Genomic DNA, 20799 nt, shown 5'->3' with positions numbered 1-20799 from the left:
CCCGTCGGGTTCGCGAACGGGTTCGCGGAGGCGTCAGCCCACGCCGAACGTGGCGGGGTCGGGGCCGAGGCGGCGGTCTTCGTTGAGCGCGCTGATCGCCGCCATGTCCTCGGTGTCCAGCGAGAAGTCGAAGACCTCGATGTTCTCCCTGATCCGGGCCGGCGTCACGGACTTCGGGATCACGACGTTGCCCAGCTGGATGTGCCAGCGCAGCACGATCTGGGCCGGGGTGCGGTTGTGCTTCTGGGCGATGGCGATGATCGCCGGGATCTCGAGGAGGCCTCTGCCCTGGCCGAGCGGGGACCACGCTTCCGTGGTGATGCCCTGCTGCGCGTGGTACTCGCGCGCCGCGTGCTGCTGCATGTGCGGATGCAGCTCGATCTGGTTGACCGCCGGGATGAGGGAGGTATGGGCGATCAGCGTGCGAAGGTGCTCCGGAAGGAAGTTGGACACACCGATCGCCTTGGCGCGGCCTTCGGCGTTGATCTTCTCCATGGCCTGGTACGTCTCGACGAATTTGCCCCGGGACGGCAACGGCCAGTGGATCAGATAGAGGTCCACGTACTCCAGGCCGAGCTTCTCCAGCGACACGTCGAGCGCGCGCAGCGCGGGGTCGTACCCGTGGTCGGCGTTCCAGAGCTTGGTGGTGACGAAGAGGTCCTTGCGCGGGATGCCGGAGGCGGCGACCGCCCTGCCGACGCCTTCCTCGTTACCGTAGATCGCCGCCGTGTCGATGCTGCGGTACCCGGCCTCCAGGGCGGTGGCGACGGCGCTCTGCGCCTCGTCGTCCGGCACCTGCCAGACGCCGAAGCCCAGCTGGGGCATCGCGACGCCGTTGTTCAGGATGATTGGAGGGACCTTGCTGCTCACGAGCTCTCGATCCTTCAGTCGTGGGGTGGTGCTCCCATGGTCGACGATCACGGCCCGACCTGCATTCCTGGCCGGGCGTGTCCTCGGGGAACATCGGTGACGGTCGCGGATTGGCCGGAAATGGCTCCGACTCCGCCGGTCCGGAGCATGAACCGGGCCTGCCGTCCCGCGCCCCTGTACCGCGAGACCGAACGTGTTGATGAACCCGGTGCGCGCACGTGAACACGACCGCCTGTCCGGGTCGTTCCCCCGGCCCGTTCACCCCGCCACGGAAAGCAGGTATGCACCCTGACCGAGGCTCCGGTCCGCGACGACCGCGAGCGGCCCTCCGGGAGCCGCCGGGTCCACCGGACGGATTCGTGCGGTCGCCGAAGAGCCGATGTGATGCCCGGTGAGCTGTACCGCCGGCCCGCCCCTGCCGGGCGCGCGCGGGGCCGTTCAGGCGCCGAGTGCGGACCGGCGGCGACGGTGGCGCCTCGGACGCCTCCGGCGAGACCTTCGGTACGGCGACGGACGCTCGTGTGAGCTGTGTCGGGCCCGGGCCCGGTGGAGCGCGCGTCCGCCGTGTTCGAGTGCGCGTCTCGATGTGACGCCGGGTGCGTTGCACCGCCGGCGCGCCCGGCCGCGGCCGGGCGCACCGGTCAATCGAGTGCCCCGTCCGGAGCGGCAGCGTCACCTCGGACGGTCCCGGGAGACTTCGGTACGGCAAATCGGCAACCGGCGGTAGGCACCGGCGACCGGCTCAGGCCCGGTAGAGCGCCTCCACCTCGTTCGAGTACGCGGTCTCGATCGCCTTGCGCTTGAGCTTCAGCGACGGCGTGAGCAGTCCGTGCTCCTCGGTGAACTGGTGCGCGAGGATGCGGAACGTGCGGATCGATTCCGCCTGCGAGACCAGGGTGTTCGCCGCCACCACCGCGCGTCGCACCTCGGTCTCCAGATCCGGATCGCGAACCAGTTCGGCCGGGGGCATGTTCGGCTTGCCGCGCATCTGCAGCCAGTGCTCCACGGCCTCCGAGTCGAGGGTGACGAGGGCTGCGACGTAGGGCCGGTCGTTGCCGACGACGATGCACTGCGCGACCAGCGGATGGTCGCGTACACGCTCCTCGAGCACCCCGGGCGAGACGCTCTTGCCGCCGGAGGTCACGAGGATCTCCTTCTTGCGCCCCGTGATGGTGAGGAAGCCGTCCTCGTCGAGGGAGCCGAGGTCGCCCGTGGCGAGCCAGCCGTCGTGCAGGGACTCGTCGGTGGCCTTGGGGTTGTTGAGGTAGCCCTGGAAGACATGGTCGCCGTGCAGCCAGACCTCGCCGTCGTCCGCGATGTGCACGGTCGTACCCGGGATGGCCTGGCCCACCGTGCCGTACCGGGTGCGCTCGGGCGGGTTCGCGGTCGCCGCCGCGGTCGACTCCGTCAGCCCGTACCCCTCGTATATGTGCACACCGGCGCCGGCGAAGAACAGCCCGAGTCTGCGGTCCATGCCCGAGCCGCCCGACATCGCGTGCCGCACCCGGCCGCCCATCGCCGCGCGGATCTTGGCGTAGACGACCTTGTCGAAGAAGCCGTGCTGCATCCGCAGGCTCGCCGACGGGCCGGGGCCGGTGCCCCACGCCTTCGACTCCATGGCGTCCGCGTACTTGACGGCGACCTCGACCGCCTTCTCGAAGGGGCCGGAGCGGCCCTCCTTCTCGGCCTTGCGGCGGGCCGCGTTGAAGACCTTCTCGAAGATGTAGGGCACGGCCAGGAAGAACGTGGGCTTGAACGCGGCCAGGTCGGGCAGCAGCGCGGCCGCGTTCAGCTGGGGCTGGTGGCCGATCTTGACCCGGCCGCGGATGCACGCGACCTCGACCATCCGCCCGAAGACGTGTGCCAGTGGCAGGAACAGCAGGGTGGAAGCCTCGTCGCCCCTCTTGGAGTGGAAGACCGGCTCCCAGCGTTCGATGACCGTGTCGCCCTCGAACATGAAGTTGCCGTGCGAGATGACACAGCCCTTGGGGCGGCCGGTGGTTCCGGAGGTGTAGATGACCGTCGCCGTCGAGTCGGGGGTGACCGCCTGCCGGTGCCGGTGCACCACCTCGTCCTCGATGTGCGCCCCCGCGTCGTACAGCTCCTGCACCGCACCCACGTCGAGCTGCCACAGCCGGTGCAGCTGGGGCAGCCGGTCGATGACCGTGGCGATCGTCATCGCGTGGTCCTCGTGCTCCACCATGGCGGCCGACACCTGAGCGTCGTGCAGCATCCAGAAGACCTGCTCGGCCGACGAGGTGGGGTAGATGGGCACCACCTGGGCGCCGATCGTCCAGAGGGCGAAGTCGAAGAGCGTCCACTCGTAGCGCGTACGGCACATGATGGCGACGCGGTCGCCGAACCGGACGCCCTGGGCCAGCAGGCCCTTGGCGAGCGCGAGGACCTCGTCGCGGAACTCCGCGGCGGTCACATCACGCCACCGGTCTGCCTCGTCCTTGCGGCCGAGGGCGACACGGAGCGGATCTTCCTGGGCATACTCGAAGATGACATCGGCCAGACCGCCCACCGGCGGCGCCGATGCCAACGGAGGGTTGGTGAACTCGCGCAATCCCACTCCTTGTGGCGCTCCGCACAGCGCCGTGAAAGCTACCCCAACGCACGGCCGGGCGGGAGGGGGGTGCTTTCCGGGGCAATGGCCGCAAACGCACAGGTCAGTCAAGGAAAATGACCGCACATGGGGTGGCGTCGGGCGGATTTCCCTACGGCTCCGTAGGTTCCTGACCCTTAATCTCCACGGAATCTGTGCGACGCATTTACCGCTCCCCGCACCCTACTCGCGAGTATCACCGGGCGGTGGCCGGTTCTCGAGACCACCGCCCGCACCGTTCAGCTCCGCGTCGCCGTCACCTCCAGTACCTCGGGCGCCGGTTGCACGGCCGCGGACCGCGGCTGCCGCACCAGGATCAGCACCAGAGCACCCGCCACGATCCCCGTCAGACCCGCCACCACCAGAGCCGCGTTGAGCCCCGAGGCGAACACCGAGCGCAGCGTGTGCTCGGAGAACACACCGCGCAGGGCCGTGGCCCCGCCGCCCGCCAGGGCGTGCGCCGAGTCGTGCGACACGGTGGTCTGCATGTGGGACGTCAGTACGGTGCCGAAGGCGGCGACGCCGAGGGCATACCCCAACTGACGGAACGTATTCACCGCTCCGCCCGCCATGCCCGCGCGCTCCGGTGGCACGGAGGCGAGCGCGGCTCCGGCCACGGTGGGCGACACGAGGCCGGTGCCGACGCCCACCAGGACGAGCCCGGGCACCAGCGTGGTCCAGTTGCTGCCGGCGTCCAGTACGGCCTGGCAGAGGGTGCCCGCACCGATCAGGAGGATGCCGCCGCCGATGGTCAGCCGGGCCGGCACCCCGTGCAGCAGCCTGCCGACCAGGATGGCGACCGTCATGGACGCGAACGTCAGCGGCAGCAGCGTCATCCCCCCGTGCACCGGACTCATGCCGAGCAGCGTCTGCGTCCAGATCGAGAAGTACGGAGTCATCCCGAACGCCACGCCGCTGAAGGCCAGCGCACCCGTCATCACCCCCACGAACGCCGGCTTGCGCAGCAGCGACAGATCGAGCAGGGGATGGGCCACCCGGCACTCCACCATCACGAACAGCGCCAGGGACAGTGTCGCGAGCGCGAACGAGCCGAGCGTCGTGGCGGAGGACCAGCCGTCCACGCCCGCGCGCACCACGCCGTAGGTGGTGCAGCCCGCGAACCCCGCGAAGGCGAGCGTGCCCGCCCAGTCGATCCGCATGCCGCTCGGGCCCCGCGACTCCGGAACCGCCCGCAGCATGAGCGCCACCGCGGCCACGCTGACCGGCAGGTTCACGAAGAAGATCCACCGCCATCCGGGCCCCTCGGTGAGCGCGCCGCCGAGCACCGGTCCCACCGCCGCGGCCGAGCCGCTGACGGCGCCCCAGATGCCGAGCGCGGCCGACCGCTGCCGTCCCCGGTACACCGAACCGAGCAGCGGAAGAGTTGTCGCGTACATCGCTGCCCCGCCCACCCCCTGCAGCGCCCGGGCCGCCACCAGCGTGCCCGGCCCGGAGGCGAGTGCGCACATCAGCGATGCCGTGGCGAACAACGCCACACCCGCGATGTGCACCCTGCGCCGTCCGAGGATGTCGGCCGCGGCCCCGATCCCGAGCAGCAGTGCCGCCAGTGCGAGTGCGTACCCGTCGACGACCCATTGCAGATCGCTCAGGGAGGCGTGCAACGACCGCGCCATGTCCGGCAGTGCGACGACCACGATCGTCGCGTCCAACAGCAACATGAATGTGCTCAGGCACACCGCCGTGAGCGGCCCCGATGTGCGCATGTCTCAACTCCCTCTGCGATGGATGCGTGTGACTCCCTACGATGAGCGGCAAGCGGCCGATCGCAGCGCAAGGCAACGCTGGGCGTCGGAATTCGACGAAGGAAGGTTCGATGGAGAGGGAATCCCCCACCCTCGACAAGCTCGACCTGCAACTGCTGTCGGCGCTGGAGATCGACGGACGGGCCTCGTTCAGCCGGATCGCGGCGGTGCTCGACGTCTCCGACCAGACCGTGGCACGCCGGTATCGCCGACTGTGCGCCGAGGGAGGGCTTCGCGTCGTCGCGCTGCGGGACGCCCACCGCCTCGGTCAGGACCAGTGGATGCTGCGTGTGCGCTGCGCCCCGGACACCGCGCTGACCATCGCGGACGCCCTCGCCAAACGCCCCGACACCTACTGGATCGGGCTCGCCTCGGGCGGTACGGAGGTCCTGTGCCTGACCCGGCCGCGTACCCGTGGTGACCACGACGATCTGCTGCTCGCCAAGCTGCCGCGCACCCCGAGTGTGGTGGAGATCCGCGCCCATCAGCTGCTCCACCGGTACTACGGCGGGGTGAACGGCTGGATCCGCAAGTTCGGCGTGCTCACGGACGATCAGATCGCCGCTCTCCGGCCCGGTCCGCCCCCGGGACCGGGCCCGGTCTGCATCGAACCGGAGGACGAACCCCTGCTGGCCGTGCTCGAGCGGGACGGGCGCGCCACCCACCCCGAACTCCAGCGCGCCACCGGCCGCTCCGAGTCCGTGGTCAAACGCCGGCTGAACGCGCTCCTCGCCTCCGGTGCGGTGTACATCGACACGGAGTACAACGCGGACCTGTTCGGCCACTCCGTCGCCGCCGTCCTCTGGATCACCGCCGCTCCCGCCGCGCTGCACTCCGTCGGCGAGGCCCTCGCCACGCACCCCGAGATCGCCCATGCCTCCGCCACGGCCGGACCGTCGAACATCGTCGCGACGGCGGTGGTCAGGAGCACCCAGGAGCTGTACGCCTATCTGAGCGGGCCCCTCGGCCGGCTCGAGGGCGTCCAGCACGTGGAGACGACGCCCTTCCTGCGCCGGGTCAAACAGCTCACCTACCAGCGTCCGCCGCGTTGACCGGTGGCCGTCCGGCCCCGCGGGCAACCGCCCTGCGTGCGGGTCGGCGGCGGCCGGTGCCCTCCCTCACAGGCTCAGCAGCGCCCGAACGAACGGCAGCAGTTCCGTCGCGTCCGCCGCCGCCAGTTCCTCGAACGCCCCGGCGCCACGACCCATGATCACCCCGATGAACGCGGCCGCCGCCACCTCGGCACGCAACCGCGGCCGGTCCAGACCCCGCGCCGTGAAGTGTTCCTGCAAAGGGGCGATCATCCTGGCCTCCAGCGCTTCGTGCGCGGCCTTCTGCACGGCCGGATCCCGGGTCGGCTGGACGGCGACCTGGAACACGGGGCCCGGACCGAGCCGCCCGACTCGTTCGAACAGGTCGAGCACCCGCTCGGGATCGGCCAGGGACGGCAGCGTGCCGTCGCCGTCCTCGGCGCGCAGGACGGCAATGAAGAGCTGGGCCTTGCTCCCGAAGTACCGGGCGATCAACGCCTGGTCCACTCCGGCGCGTTCGCCGATGTCCCGCACCGTGGTGCGTTCGAATCCGCGCTCCGCCAGCAACTCGCGCGCGGCCTGAAGCAGCCGCTCCTTGCTGCGTGCGGAGTCCCTGCGGTGTGCGGGCTTTCCGGTGGTCATCGAAGGAACGGTCCCTCCTCGTGCGGTCCCCGCCCGCGACTCTGCCATGACGGGCCGGTCGGTGGCGCGGGGGAGTGAGTCGCGTCACGCCGGCACACGCGGCTACGAGGTGAGGTAGTAGAAGGTGGCGCTCCCCTTTCCTCAGCGTCCACCCGGCGGAACGGTCGAAGCGCGGCCGTCGCCGTCTCGCCACCTACTAACCGGCCTCGTATGTATGGGGGATCGGTGGGGCGGCGGGATTCTCTACATTGCTATGTCAGCAAGTGCTGACTTGGCGACCCATCAGGAGATGTGCCCGTGCATCAAGAGGGATTCACGTCCGCGACGACGGGCCCCGATGTCGTCCCGCCTTCCTGGGCGTCCACGGATCCGGACCAGCGCGGAGCCCGGCCGCGGCATCGAGCGCATCCGCAGTCCGACGCGGCGCCCGTGCCGCGCGGTCTCACCGGCACCAAGGCGGTGCTGATGCCGGTCGTCACCGTGCTGACCATCGGCCTGGTGTTCGTTTCGGTCTTTCTCGCCGCCTTCCACACCCCCAGGGCCCATCGCCTGCCGATCGCGGTCGCCGCCTCGGACCGGGCGGCGGCACTCTTCGACGTGAAGCTGCAGCGAATGGCGCCCGACGCCTTCCAGATCGAGCGCTATCAGGACGCGGACACCGCCAGGTCGGCGGTGGAGCACCGCCGTGTGTACGCGGCCTACGTGGACACCACCGGCTCCCCGCGCCTGCTCTACGCGGGTGCCAACGGCCTCGCGGTCACGGCGATGGTCACCCCGCTCGGCCGCGACGCCCAGGGGGGCACCGGCACGATCCAGGTGCGGGACATCCTTCCGCTCTCGAAGGGGGACAGCCGCGGCCTGTCCGTCTTCTACGCCTCCTTCGGGCTCGTCCTCGCCGGATTCCTGTTCGGCCAGATGACGTACCAACTCGCGCCGAGGCTGTCGTTCAGGCAACGCGTGGTCAGCCTCGGGATCTTCGCGGTGGTGGGAGGCCTCGCCACGACGCTCATCGCGGGGACGATCTTCGATGCGATTCCGGGCTCCTTCCTCTCCCTCGTGGGGGTCGTCACACTCGTGGCGGGAGCGGTGGCGGCCGGAACGGTCCTGCTCATCCGCGTCTTCGGCCCCGTCGGTGTCCCGCTGGGCTCGATCTTCATGCTGGTGATGGGCAATGCCACGAGTGGTGGGGTCCTGCCGCCGTCCTTCCTGCCGGGCTGGCTCCAGCCGCTGGCCTCGGTGATGCCCGCGGGCGTCGGAGTGCGGGCCATCAACGGGCTTGCGTACTTCCACGACGACGGTGTCGGCAGCGCGGTGGTCATCCTGTCCTGCTGGGTCGTGCTGTGCGTCGGAGCCGTCTTCGGACTCGACCGGATCGCCGCCTCGCCGGGCATCGTGCATGTCGCGCACCGCGGGAAGCCGCCGGCGCACGCCTGATCCCCCCGGCGCGGACCGCGCTCAGTGTGCGTCGGGCTCCTCGTAGGGGATGCGGCGCAGGTGCAGGATCTCGCCCAGCGTGCCCCATTCGTCGCCGCCGAGCTTGGTCAGCGGCTGCAGCGACCGGCTGTCGGGGCGGCCGTCGACGAGGCAGCCCTCGTCGGCGGCGGCTTGGATCACACGTCCGAAGACCAACGTGGAGTTGCCCATGCGCAGAGTGGTGTGCGACCGGCATTCCAGGACCACGGGCGAGGCGGCGACCCTCGGTGGACGCACACGCCGGCTGTCCTCGCGCGCGACGCCGGCGGTCTCGAACTCGCTGACCGTGCGGGGCTGGTCGACGGCGGTGTCGTTGATCATCGCCATCAGCGGGGCGGGGGAGAAGTTGACGACGAACTCACCGGTGTCCTCGACATTGCGCAGGGAGTCCTTGCGGCCGATCGAGGTGAACTGCACGATCGGCGGATCGGTGCTGGCGATGCTGAAGAAGGAGTGCGGGGCGAGGTTCTCGGTGCCTCCGTCCGCGGTGACCGTGGACACCCAGGCGATCGGCCGGGGCACGACGACCGAGGTCAGGAACCTGTAGAAGGAGCTGGAGCTCATCTCCTCGGGGTCGAACTCGACGCGCATGGCGACCAGTATGGATCCGGACACGTTCCGTGACGGTCAAGACGCGGCCCGCGGGGTGCGCGGCTGTGTGACGGCCTTGGTCCGTGCCGGTCCTCTTCAGCGCCGATGGAGCCGGTCCCCGGCCGCCAGGATCGCCCCCGCCAGAGCCTGGGCGGCGGTGCGGGCCGGGCCCTGGCGGGGGCCGTGCGCCAGGACGAAGTCGATCTCGCCGAGCTCCGGCAGTCCGGCGCGCTCGGGGACGCGCACGAGGCCGGGCGGCACCAGTCCCCGGGAGTGCGCCATCACGCCGAGGCCGGCGCGGGCCGCCGCGATCAGACCGTTGAGGCTGCCGCTGGTGCACGCGATGCGCCAGGCCCGGCCCTGATTCTCGAGGGCCTCCAGGGCGCGGGCGCGGGTGATGCCGGGCGGTGGATAGACGATCAGCGGAACCGGCCGGTCGGGGTCCAGGCGCAGACGCTCCGCGCCGATCCACACCAGCCTGTCGTGCCAGACCAGTTCGCCGCGCCGGTCCTCGGGTCGCCGCTTGGCGAGCACCAGATCGAGACGGCCCGCCGCGAGGCGCTCGTGCAGTGTGCCGGACAGCTCGACCGTCAGTTCGAGGTCGACCTCGGGATGGTCGTGCCGGAAGGCCTCCAGGATCTCCGGCAGCCGGGTCAGCACGAAGTCCTCCGACGCGCCGAACCGCAACCGGCCGCGCAGCCGGGTCCCGGTGAAGAACGCCGTCGCCTGCTCGTGGACCTCCAGGATCCGCCGTGCGAAACCGAGCATCGCCTCGCCGTCCTCCGTCAGTTCCACGGAGTGCGTGTCCCGGGAGAACAATTGCCGTCCGGCTGTGTCCTCCAGCCGTCGTACGTGCTGGCTGACCGTCGACTGGCGCAGCCCGAGCCGCCGCGCGGCCTGGGTGAAGCTCAGTGTCTGGGCCACCGCCAGAAACGTGCGCAGCTGGGAAGGGTCGTACATCTCCCCACGTTATCGCGGAACGCAATAACAGTCAGAACGGTATACCGGATTCCCGATCGGCTGCCGGAAGAGGACGATGGGGAGGGCACGACCGTGTTCGGCACGGAACGCACAGCGAAGCAATGGAGCACAGTGAAACGCCTGCAGTGGCCGTCGTGGATGCCCGTCGATCCGTTCATCGTCCTGCTGCTGGGGACGGTGGGGCTGGCGGCTCTCTTCCCGGCCCGGGACACGGCCGCCGATGTGGCGTCCGGCGCCTCCACGGCCGCGATCGCCCTGCTCTTCTTCCTGTACGGCGCCCGGCTCTCCACCCGTGAGGCGATCGCGGGGTTCAAGCACTGGCGACTGCACGTCACCGTGCTTGCCAGTACGTTCGTGGTGTTCCCGCTGCTCGGCCTGGCGGCGCGTGGTCTGGTGCCCGTGCTGCTGACCCACAGCCTCTTCACCGGCCTGCTCTTCCTCACCCTCGTCCCGTCCACCATCCAGTCCTCGATCGCCTTCACCTCGATCGCGCGCGGAAACGTGCCCGCCGCGATCTGCGCGGGCTCCTTCTCCTCGCTCGCCGGTATCGTGATCACCCCGCTGCTCGCCGCCGCGCTGCTCGGCGGCAGCGGTGGTGGTTTCTCGGCGGACTCCCTGATCAAGATCGTCCTGCAACTGCTGGTGCCCTTCGCCGCCGGGCAGGTGCTGCGGCCGTGGATCGGCGGGTTCATCACCCGGCACAAGAAGGTGCTCGGGCTCGTCGACCGCGGCTCGATCCTGCTGGTCGTCTACACCGCCTTCAGCGAGGGCATGGTCCAGGGAATCTGGCACCAGGTGAGCCCGCTCAGGCTGGGCGGACTTCTCGTCGTCGAGGCGGCGCTGCTCGGCGTGATGCTGCTCCTGACCTGGTACGGCGGCAGGGCACTCGGCTTCGCCCGGGAGGACCGGATCGCGATCCAGTTCGCCGGGTCCAAGAAGTCCCTGGCCTCCGGGCTGCCGATGGCCAGCGTCCTCTTCGGCGCCCACGCCTCACTGGCCGTCCTCCCGCTGATGCTCTTCCACCAGATGCAGCTCATGGTGTGCGCGGTGATCGCCAAGCGCCGCTCCCGCGACCCCCGGAACGCACCGGTCGGCGTCGCGCCGCCCACGGCGTCACGCACGGCCGTCGGTACGGGGGCGCGCTCTCGCTGAGGTCCCCCGATGCCGGGGCCCGGCCGGGTACGCCCGCGAGTTGTGGGCGTACTCCGCGCCCCGGGGGGCGGTGGACCGCAGCCTCGGGGGCGTGCCGTGGTCCTGTGGGGACCGCACGGGTTGGTGTCGCGCGGGTACGGAGGGCGGGTTTTCGCCGAGGTCCGCCGGTGCCGACGCGCCCGTTGCGCCTGGCCGGTACGCCTTCCGCCTGGCATCGGTCGCCCGCCGCAGCCCCCGGCGTGTCGTGTTTCGGCGGCGAGCGTACGGGTCGGTGTCGCGCGTCGTGGTCGGTGTGGGTGGGCGTTTCCGGTGAGGTTCGTCCGGTTGAGGCGTGCGTAGTACCCGGTGGGCAGGCCTTCTGTCCGGATCCTCGCCCTCGGGGTGAGATGCCGCCGCGGCCCTTCGGTGTGTTGTGTTCCGGTGGCGAGCGTATGGGTCGGTGTCGCGCGTCGTGGTCGGTGTGGGTGGGCGTTTCCGGTGAGGTTCGTCCGGTCGAGGCGTGCGTAGTACCCGGCGGGCAGGCCTCCCGTCCGGCACCTCGCCTCGGGGTGAGATGCCGCCGCGGCCCTTCGGTGTGTTGTGTTCCGGTGGCGAGCGTATGGGTCGGTGTCGCGCGTCGTGGTCGGTGTGGGTGGGCGTTTCCGGTGAGGTTCGTCCGGTTGAGGCGTGCGTAGTACCCGGTGGGCAGGCCTCCCGTCCGGCACCTCGCCCCGGGGCGAGATGCCGCCGCAGCCCCCGGGCGTGTCGTGTTTCGGCGGCGAGCGTACGGGTGTCGCGCACTGTGGTCGGTGTGGGCGGGCGTTTCCGGTGAGGTTCGTCCGGTCGAGGCGTGCGTAGTACCCGGCGGGCAGGCCTTCTGTCCGGCACCTGGCCCCGGGGCATGCCGTGGAGCGGAGCCGGCTGAGGATGCCTGCGGTCAGAGTGCCCCCGCCGTGCGTCGGTCCGTACGTGCCGCGGACGCGCCGACCACGGCCCTGTCGCCCGCCCGCGGGCAGCTTCACCCGGAGGGAGCCGTCGTCGGTGCGCCCGGCGGCGTCGGCGTTCCGAGCCGATCCGGCGTCGAGGGTGGCGCCGGGCGTCCACTTCCGAACCGTGCGAGCCGCGCGCGCCGCCCCTCGCCGGGAACGTGGCCCGCCTTCCCCGGCGGAGCCGTTCGGCGCGTCGTCGATCACTGAACGCGACCGGTTCACGGATATGTTGATCGGGATTTCCGGTACGGACGGCTGACGGGGGATAACGTTCCGTCATGAACGCACCCCTCGCGCTCGACCCAGCGCGCACCGCCCTCGTGCTCGTCGACCTGATGGAGCGCATCGTCGCCCTGCCGCTGGAGCCCCGCAAGGGCACGGAAGTCCTCGCCACGGCGGAGGAACTGGCCGGCGTGTTCCGGTCTGCGGGCGCTCCCGTCGTCCTCATTCGTGTCGAGCGTTCCGGCGTGGCCGAACAGCCGCCCGGCAGCGGCCTGGTGCCCGGCCTGCTCCGGGACGGCGACCTGGAGGTCGTGAAGCGGACGATCGGCGGCTTCCAGGGCACCGGCCTGGACGAGCGCCTGCGGGAGCGCGGCATCCGCACCCTGGTCTTCGGCGGCATCGCCACCAACCTGGGCGTGGAGTCCACCGCCCGCGCGGCGGCCGACCTCGGCTACGAACTCGTCTTCGTCGAGGACGCCATGACGGCGTTCACCGCCGCCGAGCACGAGGCGTCGGTCAGGTTCGACTTCCCGCGGCTGGGGTCGGTCGCGACCGCTTCCCACGTGCGCGTGGCCACCGCCTGACCCTCAGACCAGTACCCCGCCGCCGTCCACGACCACCACCGACCCGCTGCTGTAGCCGCCGCGCATCAGGTAGAGGTACGCCTCGGCGATGTCGGCGGGCTCGCCCACCCGCCCGACGGGCAGCGAACCGGCGGAGGACTCGTACAGCCCCTCCCGGTCCTCCTCCGGCAGATCGCGCCACAGATCCGTGCGCACCACGCCGGGGGAGACCACGTTGACGCGGAGGGGGGCGAGTTCCAGGGCCAGCGCCCGGGTCAGCGACTCCATCGCCCCGCACAGGCTCGCCGCCACGGTCGTGCCGGGCATCGGCCGGCGACCCGCCGTCCCGGTGGTGAGCACCACGGAACCGCCCTTGCGCAGGAAGGGGGCGCCCTGTTTGACGGCCGTGAAGGCACCCCACAGCCGGGTGTCCAGGAAGCGCCGGGCCCGGTCCAGGTCCGACTCCAGAAAGCTCTCCATCAGCAGTGACTCACCGGCCGTGTAGACCAGGTGGTCGAAGGCGCCGACCCGTTGGAAGAAGACGCCCACCGCAGCCTCGTCCGTCGCGTCGAGCACATGGCCCTGGGCGCCCTGCGGCAGCCGCTCCAGCGCCGCGTCCACGCTCTGCTGCCGGCGCGAGGCGACCACGATCTCCGCGCCCTCCCGCCCGGCGGCCTCCGCGACGGCGAGACCGATGCCCGACGTACCGCCGATCACGACGATCCGCTGTCCTTGCAGGCTCATGTCGATGTCCTTTCCCTGCTCGACCCCACGTTTGTCCGACGCCATCCAGCCTGGGGCCCCGGCCGTTCCGCCGTCCAAGACCTCTTTTCGCGGTGGCGATACCCTGAAGGCATCGCCACCGGCACGACGGAAGGGGCGGCCATGGATCTGGACCTGCGGAAGGTCCGCTACTTCACGGCGGTCGCGGAACAGCTGCACTTCGGGCGTGCCGCCGAGTCCCTGCACATCGCGCAGCCGGTGCTGAGCCGTCAGATCCGGGCGCTGGAGAAGGACTTGGACGTCCGTCTCTTCGAACGGGACAGCCACGGCGTGAGGTTGACGGCGGCCGGACGGCAACTCCTCGACGACGCCCGGCAGCTGCTGGCCAACGCGGCCGCGACCCGGCGCCGCGTGCTCGGCGCCGCACACGGGTCGCGCCGCCTCGTCGTCGGTTTCCGGGCGGGTGTGGTCGTCACCGGCGCCCTGCGCGCCTTCGGGGCGGTCCATCCGGACGTCGAGGTCAAGGCACGCCGCGTCGAATGGGACGACCAGGAACAGTCGATCCTGGACGGAACCGTGGACCTCGCCTATGTCCGGAGGCCGATCCGCGAGCAGGGCCTGACGCTCGTCGCGCTGTTCGGTGAGGCGCGCGTGGCGATGCTGCCCACCGACCACAGGCTCGCCGGCAAACAGGAGCTCGCCCTCGCCGACCTGGAGGGCGAGCCGTGGCTGCGCTACTCCGATCCCCGGCCGGGCGATCTGCCGATCCGCACCGTCGAGGAGAAATTCGAGAGTGTGGCGGCGGGCGCGGGCATCACCCTCGTGCCCGAGTCGGTGGCCGAGCAGTACTCCCGCCCGGACATCGCCTACGTACCCGTCCGGGACGCGGAGCCCGACCAGGTGTTCCTCGCCTGGGAGGCGGGCCGCCGCTCACCCCTGATCGCCGACTTCGCCCGGATCGCTCAGGAACGCCGCTGAGCCGGAAGCACGGGGTCAGCCCCGTGCGGCCGCGGTCTGCAGCGCGATGCGGTCCTCGCCCGCGTACACGTTCATGGAACTGCCCCGCAGGAAGCCGACCAGGGTCAGACCGGTCTCGGCGGCCAGGTCCACGGCCAGCGACGACGGGGCCGAGACCGCGGCCAGCACCGGGATGCCCGCCATCACGGCCTTCTGGGCCAGCTCGAAGGAGGCCCGGCCCGAGACCAGCAGCACGGCCCGCGAGAGGGGCAGGTCGCCGTTCTGCACGGCGCGGCCCACCAGTTTGTCGACCGCGTTGTGCCGGCCCACGTCCTCACGGACGTCGAGCAGTTCGCCGTCCTCGGTGAACAGGGCCGCGGCGTGCAGGCCCCCGGTCCGGTCGAAGACCCGCTGGGCCGCCCTGAGCCGGTCGGGGAGGCTCGCGAGCAGCGCGGGGTCCAGCCGGACCGGGGGAGTGTCGGTGATGGGCCAGCGCGCCGTCGTCCGCACCGCGTCCAGGCTCGCCTTGCCGCACAGGCCGCAGGACGAGGTGGTGTAGACGTTGCGCTCCAGGGTGATGTCGGGGATCACCACGCCGGGCGCGGTCCGCACGTCCACCACGTTGTAGGTGTTGGAGCCGTCGACCGTGGCCCCCGCGCAGTACACGATGTTCTGCAGATCGCTGCGTTCGGCCAGCACACCCTCGCTGACCAGGAATCCCGCGGCCAGTGCGAAGTCGTCGCCGGGGGTGCGCATGGTGATCGCGAGGGGTTTGCCGTTGAGCCTGATCTCGAGTGGTTCCTCGGCGACGAGCGTGTCGGGCCGGGCCGAGACCGCGCCGTCCCGGATGCGGATCACCTTGCGTCGTTCCGTGACTCGTCCCATGTCCTGATCAGCCCCGGTTCTGTACGTGCTGGCGGCCGAAACGGCCCTTGATGCCGAGGTCGCCTTCGGTCACCGGGTGGTCGTGCCCTGAGGTGACCTCGACGCTCTCATTGTCCTGTACCCGCGTGGCGCGGCGGCAGCCCGCCCCGCGGATGGTCGTACACCGTGATGGCACCCGTTCGCACCGGGCCGTCCCGGGACCGCGCACCGAACCGCGCCCGCCGGACGAGGCCGGCGGGGCCCGGGACATGGCGCGGACCGGTGCGGGGGCCCGGGCCGGGCCCCCGCACCGCGTCGTCTCACGCGGCGCTCCTGAGCGCGAGCAGGTCGGAGATGGCGTGGACGGTGCGCAGGGTCGGCACCTCGACCTTGGTGATCTCCGCCAGTTCGACGACGGCCGCCAGCAGGACGTCGAGTTCGAGCGGTTTGCCGCGCTCCAGGTCCTGCAGGGTGGAGGTGCGGTGGTCACCGACGCGCTCCGCGCCCGCGAGCCGCCGCTCGATGGAGACGCCGACGGTGCATCCGAGGGCCTCGGCGACCGCGAGCGTCTCCTCCATCATGGTCTCGATGACCTTGCGGGTGCCGCCGTGCAGGCACATCTGCCGCATGGTCGCACGGGCCAGCGCGCTGATGGGGTTGAAGGAGATGTTGCCCAGCAGCTTGAGCCAGATGTCGTTGCGCAGATCCGGCTCGACGGGGCACTTGAGCCCGCCCGACTGCATGGCCTCGCTGAGTGCCTGACAGCGGTCCGACACGCTGCGGTCGGGTTCCCCGATGGAGAACCGGGTTCCTTCGAGGTGGCGGACGACTCCCGGGGCCTCCAGTTCGGTGGCCGCGTAGACGACGCATCCGATAGCCCGTTCGGGCGCGAGCACCGCACTGACCGCGCCGCCGGGGTCCACACTCTCGATGCGATGGCCCTCGTAGGGGCCGCCGTGCCGGTGGAAGTACCACCAGGGGACGCCGTTCTGGGCGGCCACGACCGCCGTGGTGTCGTGCAGGAGCGGCTCGATCAGCGGCCCGCACGCCGCGTACGAGTTGGCCTTCAGACCCAGGAACACATAGTCGACGGGGCCGACCTCGGCCGGGTCGTCGGTGGCGTGGGCGTGCGCGGTGAAGTCGCCACGTGGGCTGATCACCCGCACTCCGTCCCGCCTCATGGCCGCCAGATTCGGTCCACGGGCGATGAGATGCACATCGGCGCCCGCACGGTGGAGCGCGGCACCGACATAGGCGCCGATGGCTCCGGCGCCGAGGACTGCGACTTTCACAGGAACACTCCGTTCGGTCGAGGGAGTACCGCGGAGGTGACGCGACGTGTCGAATCATGTCGACGAAATATTGTCTACAGTATGGAGATGGGGCGCGGCAAGGGTGCGCGCAGCGTCCGAGGCGTACTCGGACGACCGTTCGGCGCAGCCTGGATACCGCTCACCGCATACGGTCGACGAGACCGTTTTCAACAACCCGCGGGGTTCGTACCGTCCGGGATCATGAGTCCTCCTGTTGCTCCCCCGGGATGGAGCCGTTGGCTGGTTCCGCCCGCCGCTCTCTCGGTCCACCTCTCCATCGGACAGGCCTACGCCTGGAGCGTGTTCAAGCCGTCGCTGGAGTCCGCACTCGACCTCAGCGGCACCCAGAGTGCGCTGCCGTTCCAGCTGGCCATCGTGATGCTCGGTCTCTCGGCCGCGTTCGGCGGCACGCTCGTGGAGCGCAACGGACCGCGCTGGGCCATGACCGTCGCCCTGATCTGCTTCTCCTCCGGTTTCCTGATCGCGGCACTGGGTGCGCAGACCGAGCAGTACTGGCTGATCGTCCTCGGCTACGGCTTCGTCGGCGGTATCGGCCTCGGCATCGGCTACATCTCCCCCGTCTCCACGCTCATCAAGTGGTTCCCGGACCGCCCCGGCATGGCCACCGGCATCGCCATCATGGGGTTCGGCGGCGGCGCGCTGATCGCCTCGCCGTGGTCGGCGCAGATGCTGGAGTCCTTCGGCTCCGACCACTCGGGCATCGCGCTCGCCTTCCTCGTGCACGGACTGGCCTACGCCGTCTTCATGGCGCTGGGTGTCCTGCTGGTGCGGGTGCCGCGCACCGAGAAGCCCGTGGAGGACGGGCCGAGCGCCTTCGAGGGGGTCCAGGTCTCGGCGGCGAGTGCCGTGCGCACCCCGCAGTTCTGGTGCCTGTGGATCGTGCTCTGCATGAACGTGACCGCCGGCATCGGGATCCTCGAGAAGGCCGCCCCGATGATCACGGACTTCTTCGCGGACACCTCCACGCCGGTGTCGGTCTCCGCGGCCGCCGGCTTCGTGGCCCTGCTGTCCGCGGCCAACATGGCGGGCCGTATCGGCTGGTCCTCGACCTCGGACCTGATCGGACGCAAGAACATCTACCGCGTCTACCTGGGCGTCGGTGCGGTCATGTACCTGCTGATCGCATCGTTCGGCGACTCGTCGAAACCGCTGTTCATCCTCTGCGCGCTCGTGATCCTCTCCTTCTACGGCGGCGGCTTCGCGACGATCCCCGCCTATCTGAAGGACCTGTTCGGGACGTACCAGGTCGGCGCGATCCACGGCCGCCTGCTCACCGCCTGGTCCACGGCGGGCGTGCTCGGTCCGCTGATCGTGAACTGGATCGCCGACCACCAGAAGGACGCCGGCAAGCACGGTTCGTCCCTCTACGGCCTCTCATTCATGATCATGATCGGGCTGCTCGTCATCGGGTTCGTCGCCAACGAGTTCGTGCGGCCGGTCCACCCCCGTCACCACATCCCCGCACCGCAGGAGGTCGCCGATGGCCGGCGAGAGCAGCCCGCGTGACCGCCGCGCACTGATCGCCCTCTCCTGGGTGTGGGTGGGAGCACCCCTGTGCTACGGCCTCTACGAGCTCGTCCTGAAGGCCAAGCAGCTCTTCACCGGGTGAGACGGGCGAGGCTGTGGCCGTACGGCAGAGCCCCGGGCGTCCGGGGGTCTGCGGGAAGCCGACAACGGGGGCGTCCCATTCCTGTCGGTTCACGTGCCGTCGTACCGGTGAGTCACTGATCAGACTGTGGATCCCGCTACCCGAGGCAATGAGGGGGATCCGCCCATGAACGGCTCGCGCATCGCCGCCGTCGGCCACTACCAGCCCGCCCGGGTCCTCACCAACGAGGACCTGGCGGGCATGGTCGACACGAGCGACGAGTGGATCACGAGCCGGGTGGGCATCCGGACGCGCCATATCGCCGGGGCCGACGAGCCCGTCGACGAACTGGCCGCACACGCCGCCGCCAAGGCCCTCGCCGCGGCCGGCCGTGGGCCCGCCGACATCGACCTCGTCGTGGTCGCCACCTCCACGGCCATCGACCGCTCGCCGAACACGGCCGCCCGTGTCGCCGCCCGGCTCGGCATCCCGTCCCCGGCGGCGATGGACATCAACGTCGTCTGCGCGGGATTCACCCACGCCCTGGCCACCGCGGACCACGCCCTGCGCGCGGGCGCCGCCACTCGGGCGCTCGTCGTCGGCGCCGACAAGATGTCCGACGTGACGGACTGGACCGACCGTGCGACCTGCGTGCTGGTCGGGGACGGGGCCGGGGCGGCCGTCGTCGAGGGGTGCCCTCCGGGTGACGAGCCCGGGATCGGGCCCGTGCTGTGGGGCTCGGTGCCCGAGATGGGCCATGCCGTGCGCATCGAGGGCACACCGCCGAGGTTCGCCCAGGAGGGGCAGAGCGTGTACCGCTGGGCGACCACCCGGCTCCCGCCCATCGCCCGGCGGGTGTGCGAGCGGGCCGGGACCGCGCCGGAGGAGCTCGCCGCGGTCGTGCTGCACCAGGCGAACCTGCGCATCATCGAGCCGCTCGCCGAGAAGCTCGGCGCCGTGAACGCGGTCGTCGCCCGCGATGTCGCGGAGTCGGGGAACACCTCGGCGGCGAGCATCCCGCTCGCATTGTCCAAGCTGGTGGAGCGCGGGGAGATCTCGAGAGGCGACCGGGTGCTGCTGTTCGGCTTCGGCGGAAACCTCTCCTACGCCGGACAGGTCGTCCGCTGCCCGTGACCGGCTGTGCCGGTCGGGTGTGACAAGCCCAACTCGCCGCGCCCCTGGCCATGGTGCCCCGTAGACTGTAGACGAAAGACACTGGCCTCACGGCCACCGCGCCGCCGTTGCCCTGGAGGGGGACCGCGATGTTGTCGACAGGACTGCCGCAGGGAGCGGTGCCCAAACTCGAGCGGCCCGGTCCGCTGCGCGACCGGGTCTACGAGGCGCTGCTCGAACTGATCACCACCCGCGCCCTGCAGCCGGGCCAGCACCTGGTGGAGAGCGAGCTCGCCGGGCACCTCGGGGTCTCCCGGCAACCGGTGCGCGAGGCGTTGCAGCGGCTGAACACCGAGGGATGGGTCGATCTGCGGCCCGCCCAGGGTGCATTCGTGCACGAGCCGACGGAGGAGGAGGCCGACCAGCTCCTGACGGTACGCACGCTCCTGGAGGCCGAGGCGGCCCGGCTCGCCGCCGCCAACGCGGGCAGTGCCGGCATCGCGGCCCTGGAGGAGCTGTGCGCGCAGGGCGAGGGCGCCGTGGCGAACGACGACGTCGACGGCGCGGTCGCGCTGAACGCCCGTTTCCACGCGAAGGTGATGGAACTGGCGGGCAACGCGGTGCTCGCCGAGCTCGCCGGCCAGGTCGACCGCCGGGTGCGCTGGTACTACACGCCGGTCGCCCGCCAGCGCGGCAGGCAGTCCTGGGTCGAGCACCGCGAACTGATCGCGGCGATCGCGGACCGCGACGAACAACGCGCCACCCAGCTCATGCGCGAGCACACCGAGCACACCCGGCGGTCGTATCACGCACGGGCCAAGTAACGCCTGACAACGCCTGACCGGCGGCCGCTTCCGGGGCGTACGGTGCCCCTCCGGAGCGGCCGTCCGCATTGTCGTGCGCGGCACCGCTGCCGTGCACGGCCTTCACTGCTCGGGCCGGGTACGAGGCGGTAGCCGGTCCTGTTCCGGTGCAGCGTGCGACGGGCCGCGCTACGGCTTGCGGGCCCTTCCGGAGCGGCTGTCGGGACTGTCGTGCGGGGCCTGCGGTCGTGTGGGGCCGTCGGAGCCCAGGTCGGGTGCTGGGCGGTAGCCGGTCCTGTTCCGGTGCAGCGCGCGACGGGCCGCGCTGTGGCTTGCGGGCCCTTTCGGAGCGGCTGTCGGCACTGTCGTGCACGGTGCTCAGTGCCCCGCCGGCCGGGCTCGAGGCCGTAGCCGGTCCTGGTTGTGACGCCTACGGTCCGGGCGGCCGCTGAGGCGAACATGTATGCCTCCGTCCGGGCAGCCCGCCCCGCCTTCCCGCGTTCGTGTCCCCAGTCGGCGGCCCCGCCGGACCCGTCACCGCATCCCCGGTGCC

General features: G+C 71.0%; 18 protein-coding genes and 1 pseudogene. 9 read left to right on the top strand and 10 right to left on the bottom strand.

Annotation, left to right across the window (positions count from 1 at the left end):
• Positions 1 to 33: 33 nt before the first annotated feature.
• The 3 genes from ACSHXN_RS09630 to ACSHXN_RS09620 all read right to left on the bottom strand — a co-directional run bounded on the left by ACSHXN_RS09630 (position 34) and on the right by ACSHXN_RS09620 (position 5202).
• Positions 34 to 870: an aldo/keto reductase gene (locus ACSHXN_RS09630; RefSeq protein WP_355128309.1), complete on the bottom strand. Its 837-nt coding sequence runs from the start codon at positions 868 to 870 to the stop codon at positions 34 to 36.
• A 742-nt stretch (positions 871 to 1612) separates the two neighbouring features.
• The gene (locus tag ACSHXN_RS09625) at positions 1613 to 3439 is read right to left on the bottom strand and encodes an AMP-dependent synthetase/ligase (protein ID WP_356109363.1); all 1827 of its coding nucleotides are present in this window, start codon (positions 3437 to 3439) and stop codon (positions 1613 to 1615) included.
• A 278-nt stretch (positions 3440 to 3717) separates the two neighbouring features.
• The gene (locus ACSHXN_RS09620) at positions 3718 to 5202 is read right to left on the bottom strand and encodes an MFS transporter (RefSeq protein WP_356109366.1); all 1485 of its coding nucleotides are present in this window, start codon (positions 5200 to 5202) and stop codon (positions 3718 to 3720) included.
• Between the two features lie 110 nt (positions 5203 to 5312).
• Between ACSHXN_RS09620 and ACSHXN_RS09615 the strand changes: the two genes are divergently transcribed.
• Positions 5313 to 6293 (top strand): Lrp/AsnC family transcriptional regulator, encoded by a 981-nt coding sequence (locus ACSHXN_RS09615; protein ID WP_355128315.1) that lies wholly within the window; start codon positions 5313 to 5315, stop codon positions 6291 to 6293.
• A gap of 66 nt (positions 6294 to 6359) precedes the next feature.
• Here ACSHXN_RS09615 and ACSHXN_RS09610 read toward each other — a convergent pair whose 3' ends face one another.
• The gene (locus ACSHXN_RS09610; RefSeq protein WP_355128317.1) at positions 6360 to 6914 is read right to left on the bottom strand and encodes a TetR/AcrR family transcriptional regulator; all 555 of its coding nucleotides are present in this window, start codon (positions 6912 to 6914) and stop codon (positions 6360 to 6362) included.
• A 297-nt stretch (positions 6915 to 7211) separates the two neighbouring features.
• On the opposite strand from ACSHXN_RS09610, the gene ACSHXN_RS09605 reads away from it, so the two are divergent.
• Positions 7212 to 8348: an ABC transporter permease gene (locus ACSHXN_RS09605; RefSeq protein WP_355128319.1), complete on the top strand. Its 1137-nt coding sequence runs from the start codon at positions 7212 to 7214 to the stop codon at positions 8346 to 8348.
• Positions 8349 to 8369: 21 nt separating this feature from the next.
• Here ACSHXN_RS09605 and ACSHXN_RS09600 read toward each other — a convergent pair whose 3' ends face one another.
• The gene (locus ACSHXN_RS09600; RefSeq protein WP_356292605.1) at positions 8370 to 8978 is read right to left on the bottom strand and encodes a flavin reductase family protein; all 609 of its coding nucleotides are present in this window, start codon (positions 8976 to 8978) and stop codon (positions 8370 to 8372) included.
• Between the two features lie 96 nt (positions 8979 to 9074).
• Positions 9075 to 9938 (bottom strand): LysR substrate-binding domain-containing protein, encoded by an 864-nt coding sequence (locus ACSHXN_RS09595; protein ID WP_355128321.1) that lies wholly within the window; start codon positions 9936 to 9938, stop codon positions 9075 to 9077.
• 159 nt (positions 9939 to 10097) lie between these two features.
• Between ACSHXN_RS09595 and ACSHXN_RS09590 the strand changes: the two genes are divergently transcribed.
• Together ACSHXN_RS09590 and ACSHXN_RS09585 are read left to right on the top strand one after the other, a co-directional pair.
• Entirely contained in the window at positions 10098 to 11111 is a 1014-nt protein-coding gene (locus ACSHXN_RS09590; RefSeq protein WP_355128465.1) for a bile acid:sodium symporter family protein, read from the top strand.
• Between the two features lie 1246 nt (positions 11112 to 12357).
• Entirely contained in the window at positions 12358 to 12885 is a 528-nt protein-coding gene (locus tag ACSHXN_RS09585; RefSeq protein WP_356109371.1) for an isochorismatase family protein, read from the top strand.
• Between the two features lie 3 nt (positions 12886 to 12888).
• Here the strand turns inward: ACSHXN_RS09585 and ACSHXN_RS09580 are convergent, their stop codons facing one another.
• Positions 12889 to 13608 (bottom strand): SDR family oxidoreductase, encoded by a 720-nt coding sequence (locus tag ACSHXN_RS09580; protein WP_355128323.1) that lies wholly within the window; start codon positions 13606 to 13608, stop codon positions 12889 to 12891.
• Positions 13609 to 13749: 141 nt separating this feature from the next.
• Here ACSHXN_RS09580 and ACSHXN_RS09575 point away from each other — a divergent pair, with 141 nt between their 5' ends.
• Positions 13750 to 14565, top strand: coding sequence for a LysR family transcriptional regulator (locus ACSHXN_RS09575; RefSeq protein WP_438302941.1), 816 nt, complete (start codon positions 13750 to 13752; stop codon positions 14563 to 14565).
• Positions 14566 to 14580: 15 nt separating this feature from the next.
• Here ACSHXN_RS09575 and fdhD read toward each other — a convergent pair whose 3' ends face one another.
• The 3 genes and pseudogenes from fdhD to ACSHXN_RS09560 all read right to left on the bottom strand — a co-directional run bounded on the left by fdhD (position 14581) and on the right by ACSHXN_RS09560 (position 16700).
• On the bottom strand, positions 14581 to 15429 hold the full coding sequence (gene fdhD, locus ACSHXN_RS09570) for a formate dehydrogenase accessory sulfurtransferase FdhD (RefSeq protein ID WP_355128325.1): 849 nt from the start codon (positions 15427 to 15429) through the stop codon (positions 14581 to 14583).
• Positions 15430 to 15436: 7 nt separating this feature from the next.
• A pseudogene (locus ACSHXN_RS09565) lies at positions 15437 to 15610 on the bottom strand (2Fe-2S iron-sulfur cluster-binding protein); the annotation flags it as partial.
• Positions 15611 to 15728: 118 nt separating this feature from the next.
• The gene (locus tag ACSHXN_RS09560) at positions 15729 to 16700 is read right to left on the bottom strand and encodes a 2-dehydropantoate 2-reductase (RefSeq protein WP_355128329.1); all 972 of its coding nucleotides are present in this window, start codon (positions 16698 to 16700) and stop codon (positions 15729 to 15731) included.
• Positions 16701 to 16922: 222 nt separating this feature from the next.
• On the opposite strand from ACSHXN_RS09560, the gene ACSHXN_RS09555 reads away from it, so the two are divergent.
• The 4 genes from ACSHXN_RS09555 (at position 16923) to ACSHXN_RS09540 (ending at position 20267) form a co-directional block, all read left to right on the top strand.
• Entirely contained in the window at positions 16923 to 18248 is a 1326-nt protein-coding gene (locus ACSHXN_RS09555; RefSeq protein WP_355128331.1) for an OFA family MFS transporter, read from the top strand.
• Positions 18223 to 18351, top strand: a complete 129-nt coding sequence (locus tag ACSHXN_RS09550; protein WP_345545421.1) for an MFS transporter small subunit — start codon at positions 18223 to 18225, stop codon at positions 18349 to 18351. The genes ACSHXN_RS09555 and ACSHXN_RS09550 overlap by 26 nt, the downstream gene beginning before the upstream one ends.
• 165 nt (positions 18352 to 18516) lie before the next feature.
• The gene (locus ACSHXN_RS09545) at positions 18517 to 19464 is read left to right on the top strand and encodes a beta-ketoacyl-ACP synthase III (RefSeq protein WP_355796307.1); all 948 of its coding nucleotides are present in this window, start codon (positions 18517 to 18519) and stop codon (positions 19462 to 19464) included.
• Between the two features lie 128 nt (positions 19465 to 19592).
• Entirely contained in the window at positions 19593 to 20267 is a 675-nt protein-coding gene (locus tag ACSHXN_RS09540; RefSeq protein ID WP_355128335.1) for a GntR family transcriptional regulator, read from the top strand.
• Positions 20268 to 20799: the final 532 nt, after the last annotated feature.

The sequence above is a fragment of the Streptomyces sp. HUAS TT11 genome, assembly GCF_051553595.1.
Classification (GTDB): Bacteria; Actinomycetota; Actinomycetes; order Streptomycetales; family Streptomycetaceae; genus Streptomyces.
Note: the sequence above shows the minus strand (reverse complement) of the source record. Positions and strands in the feature narration are given on the sequence as shown.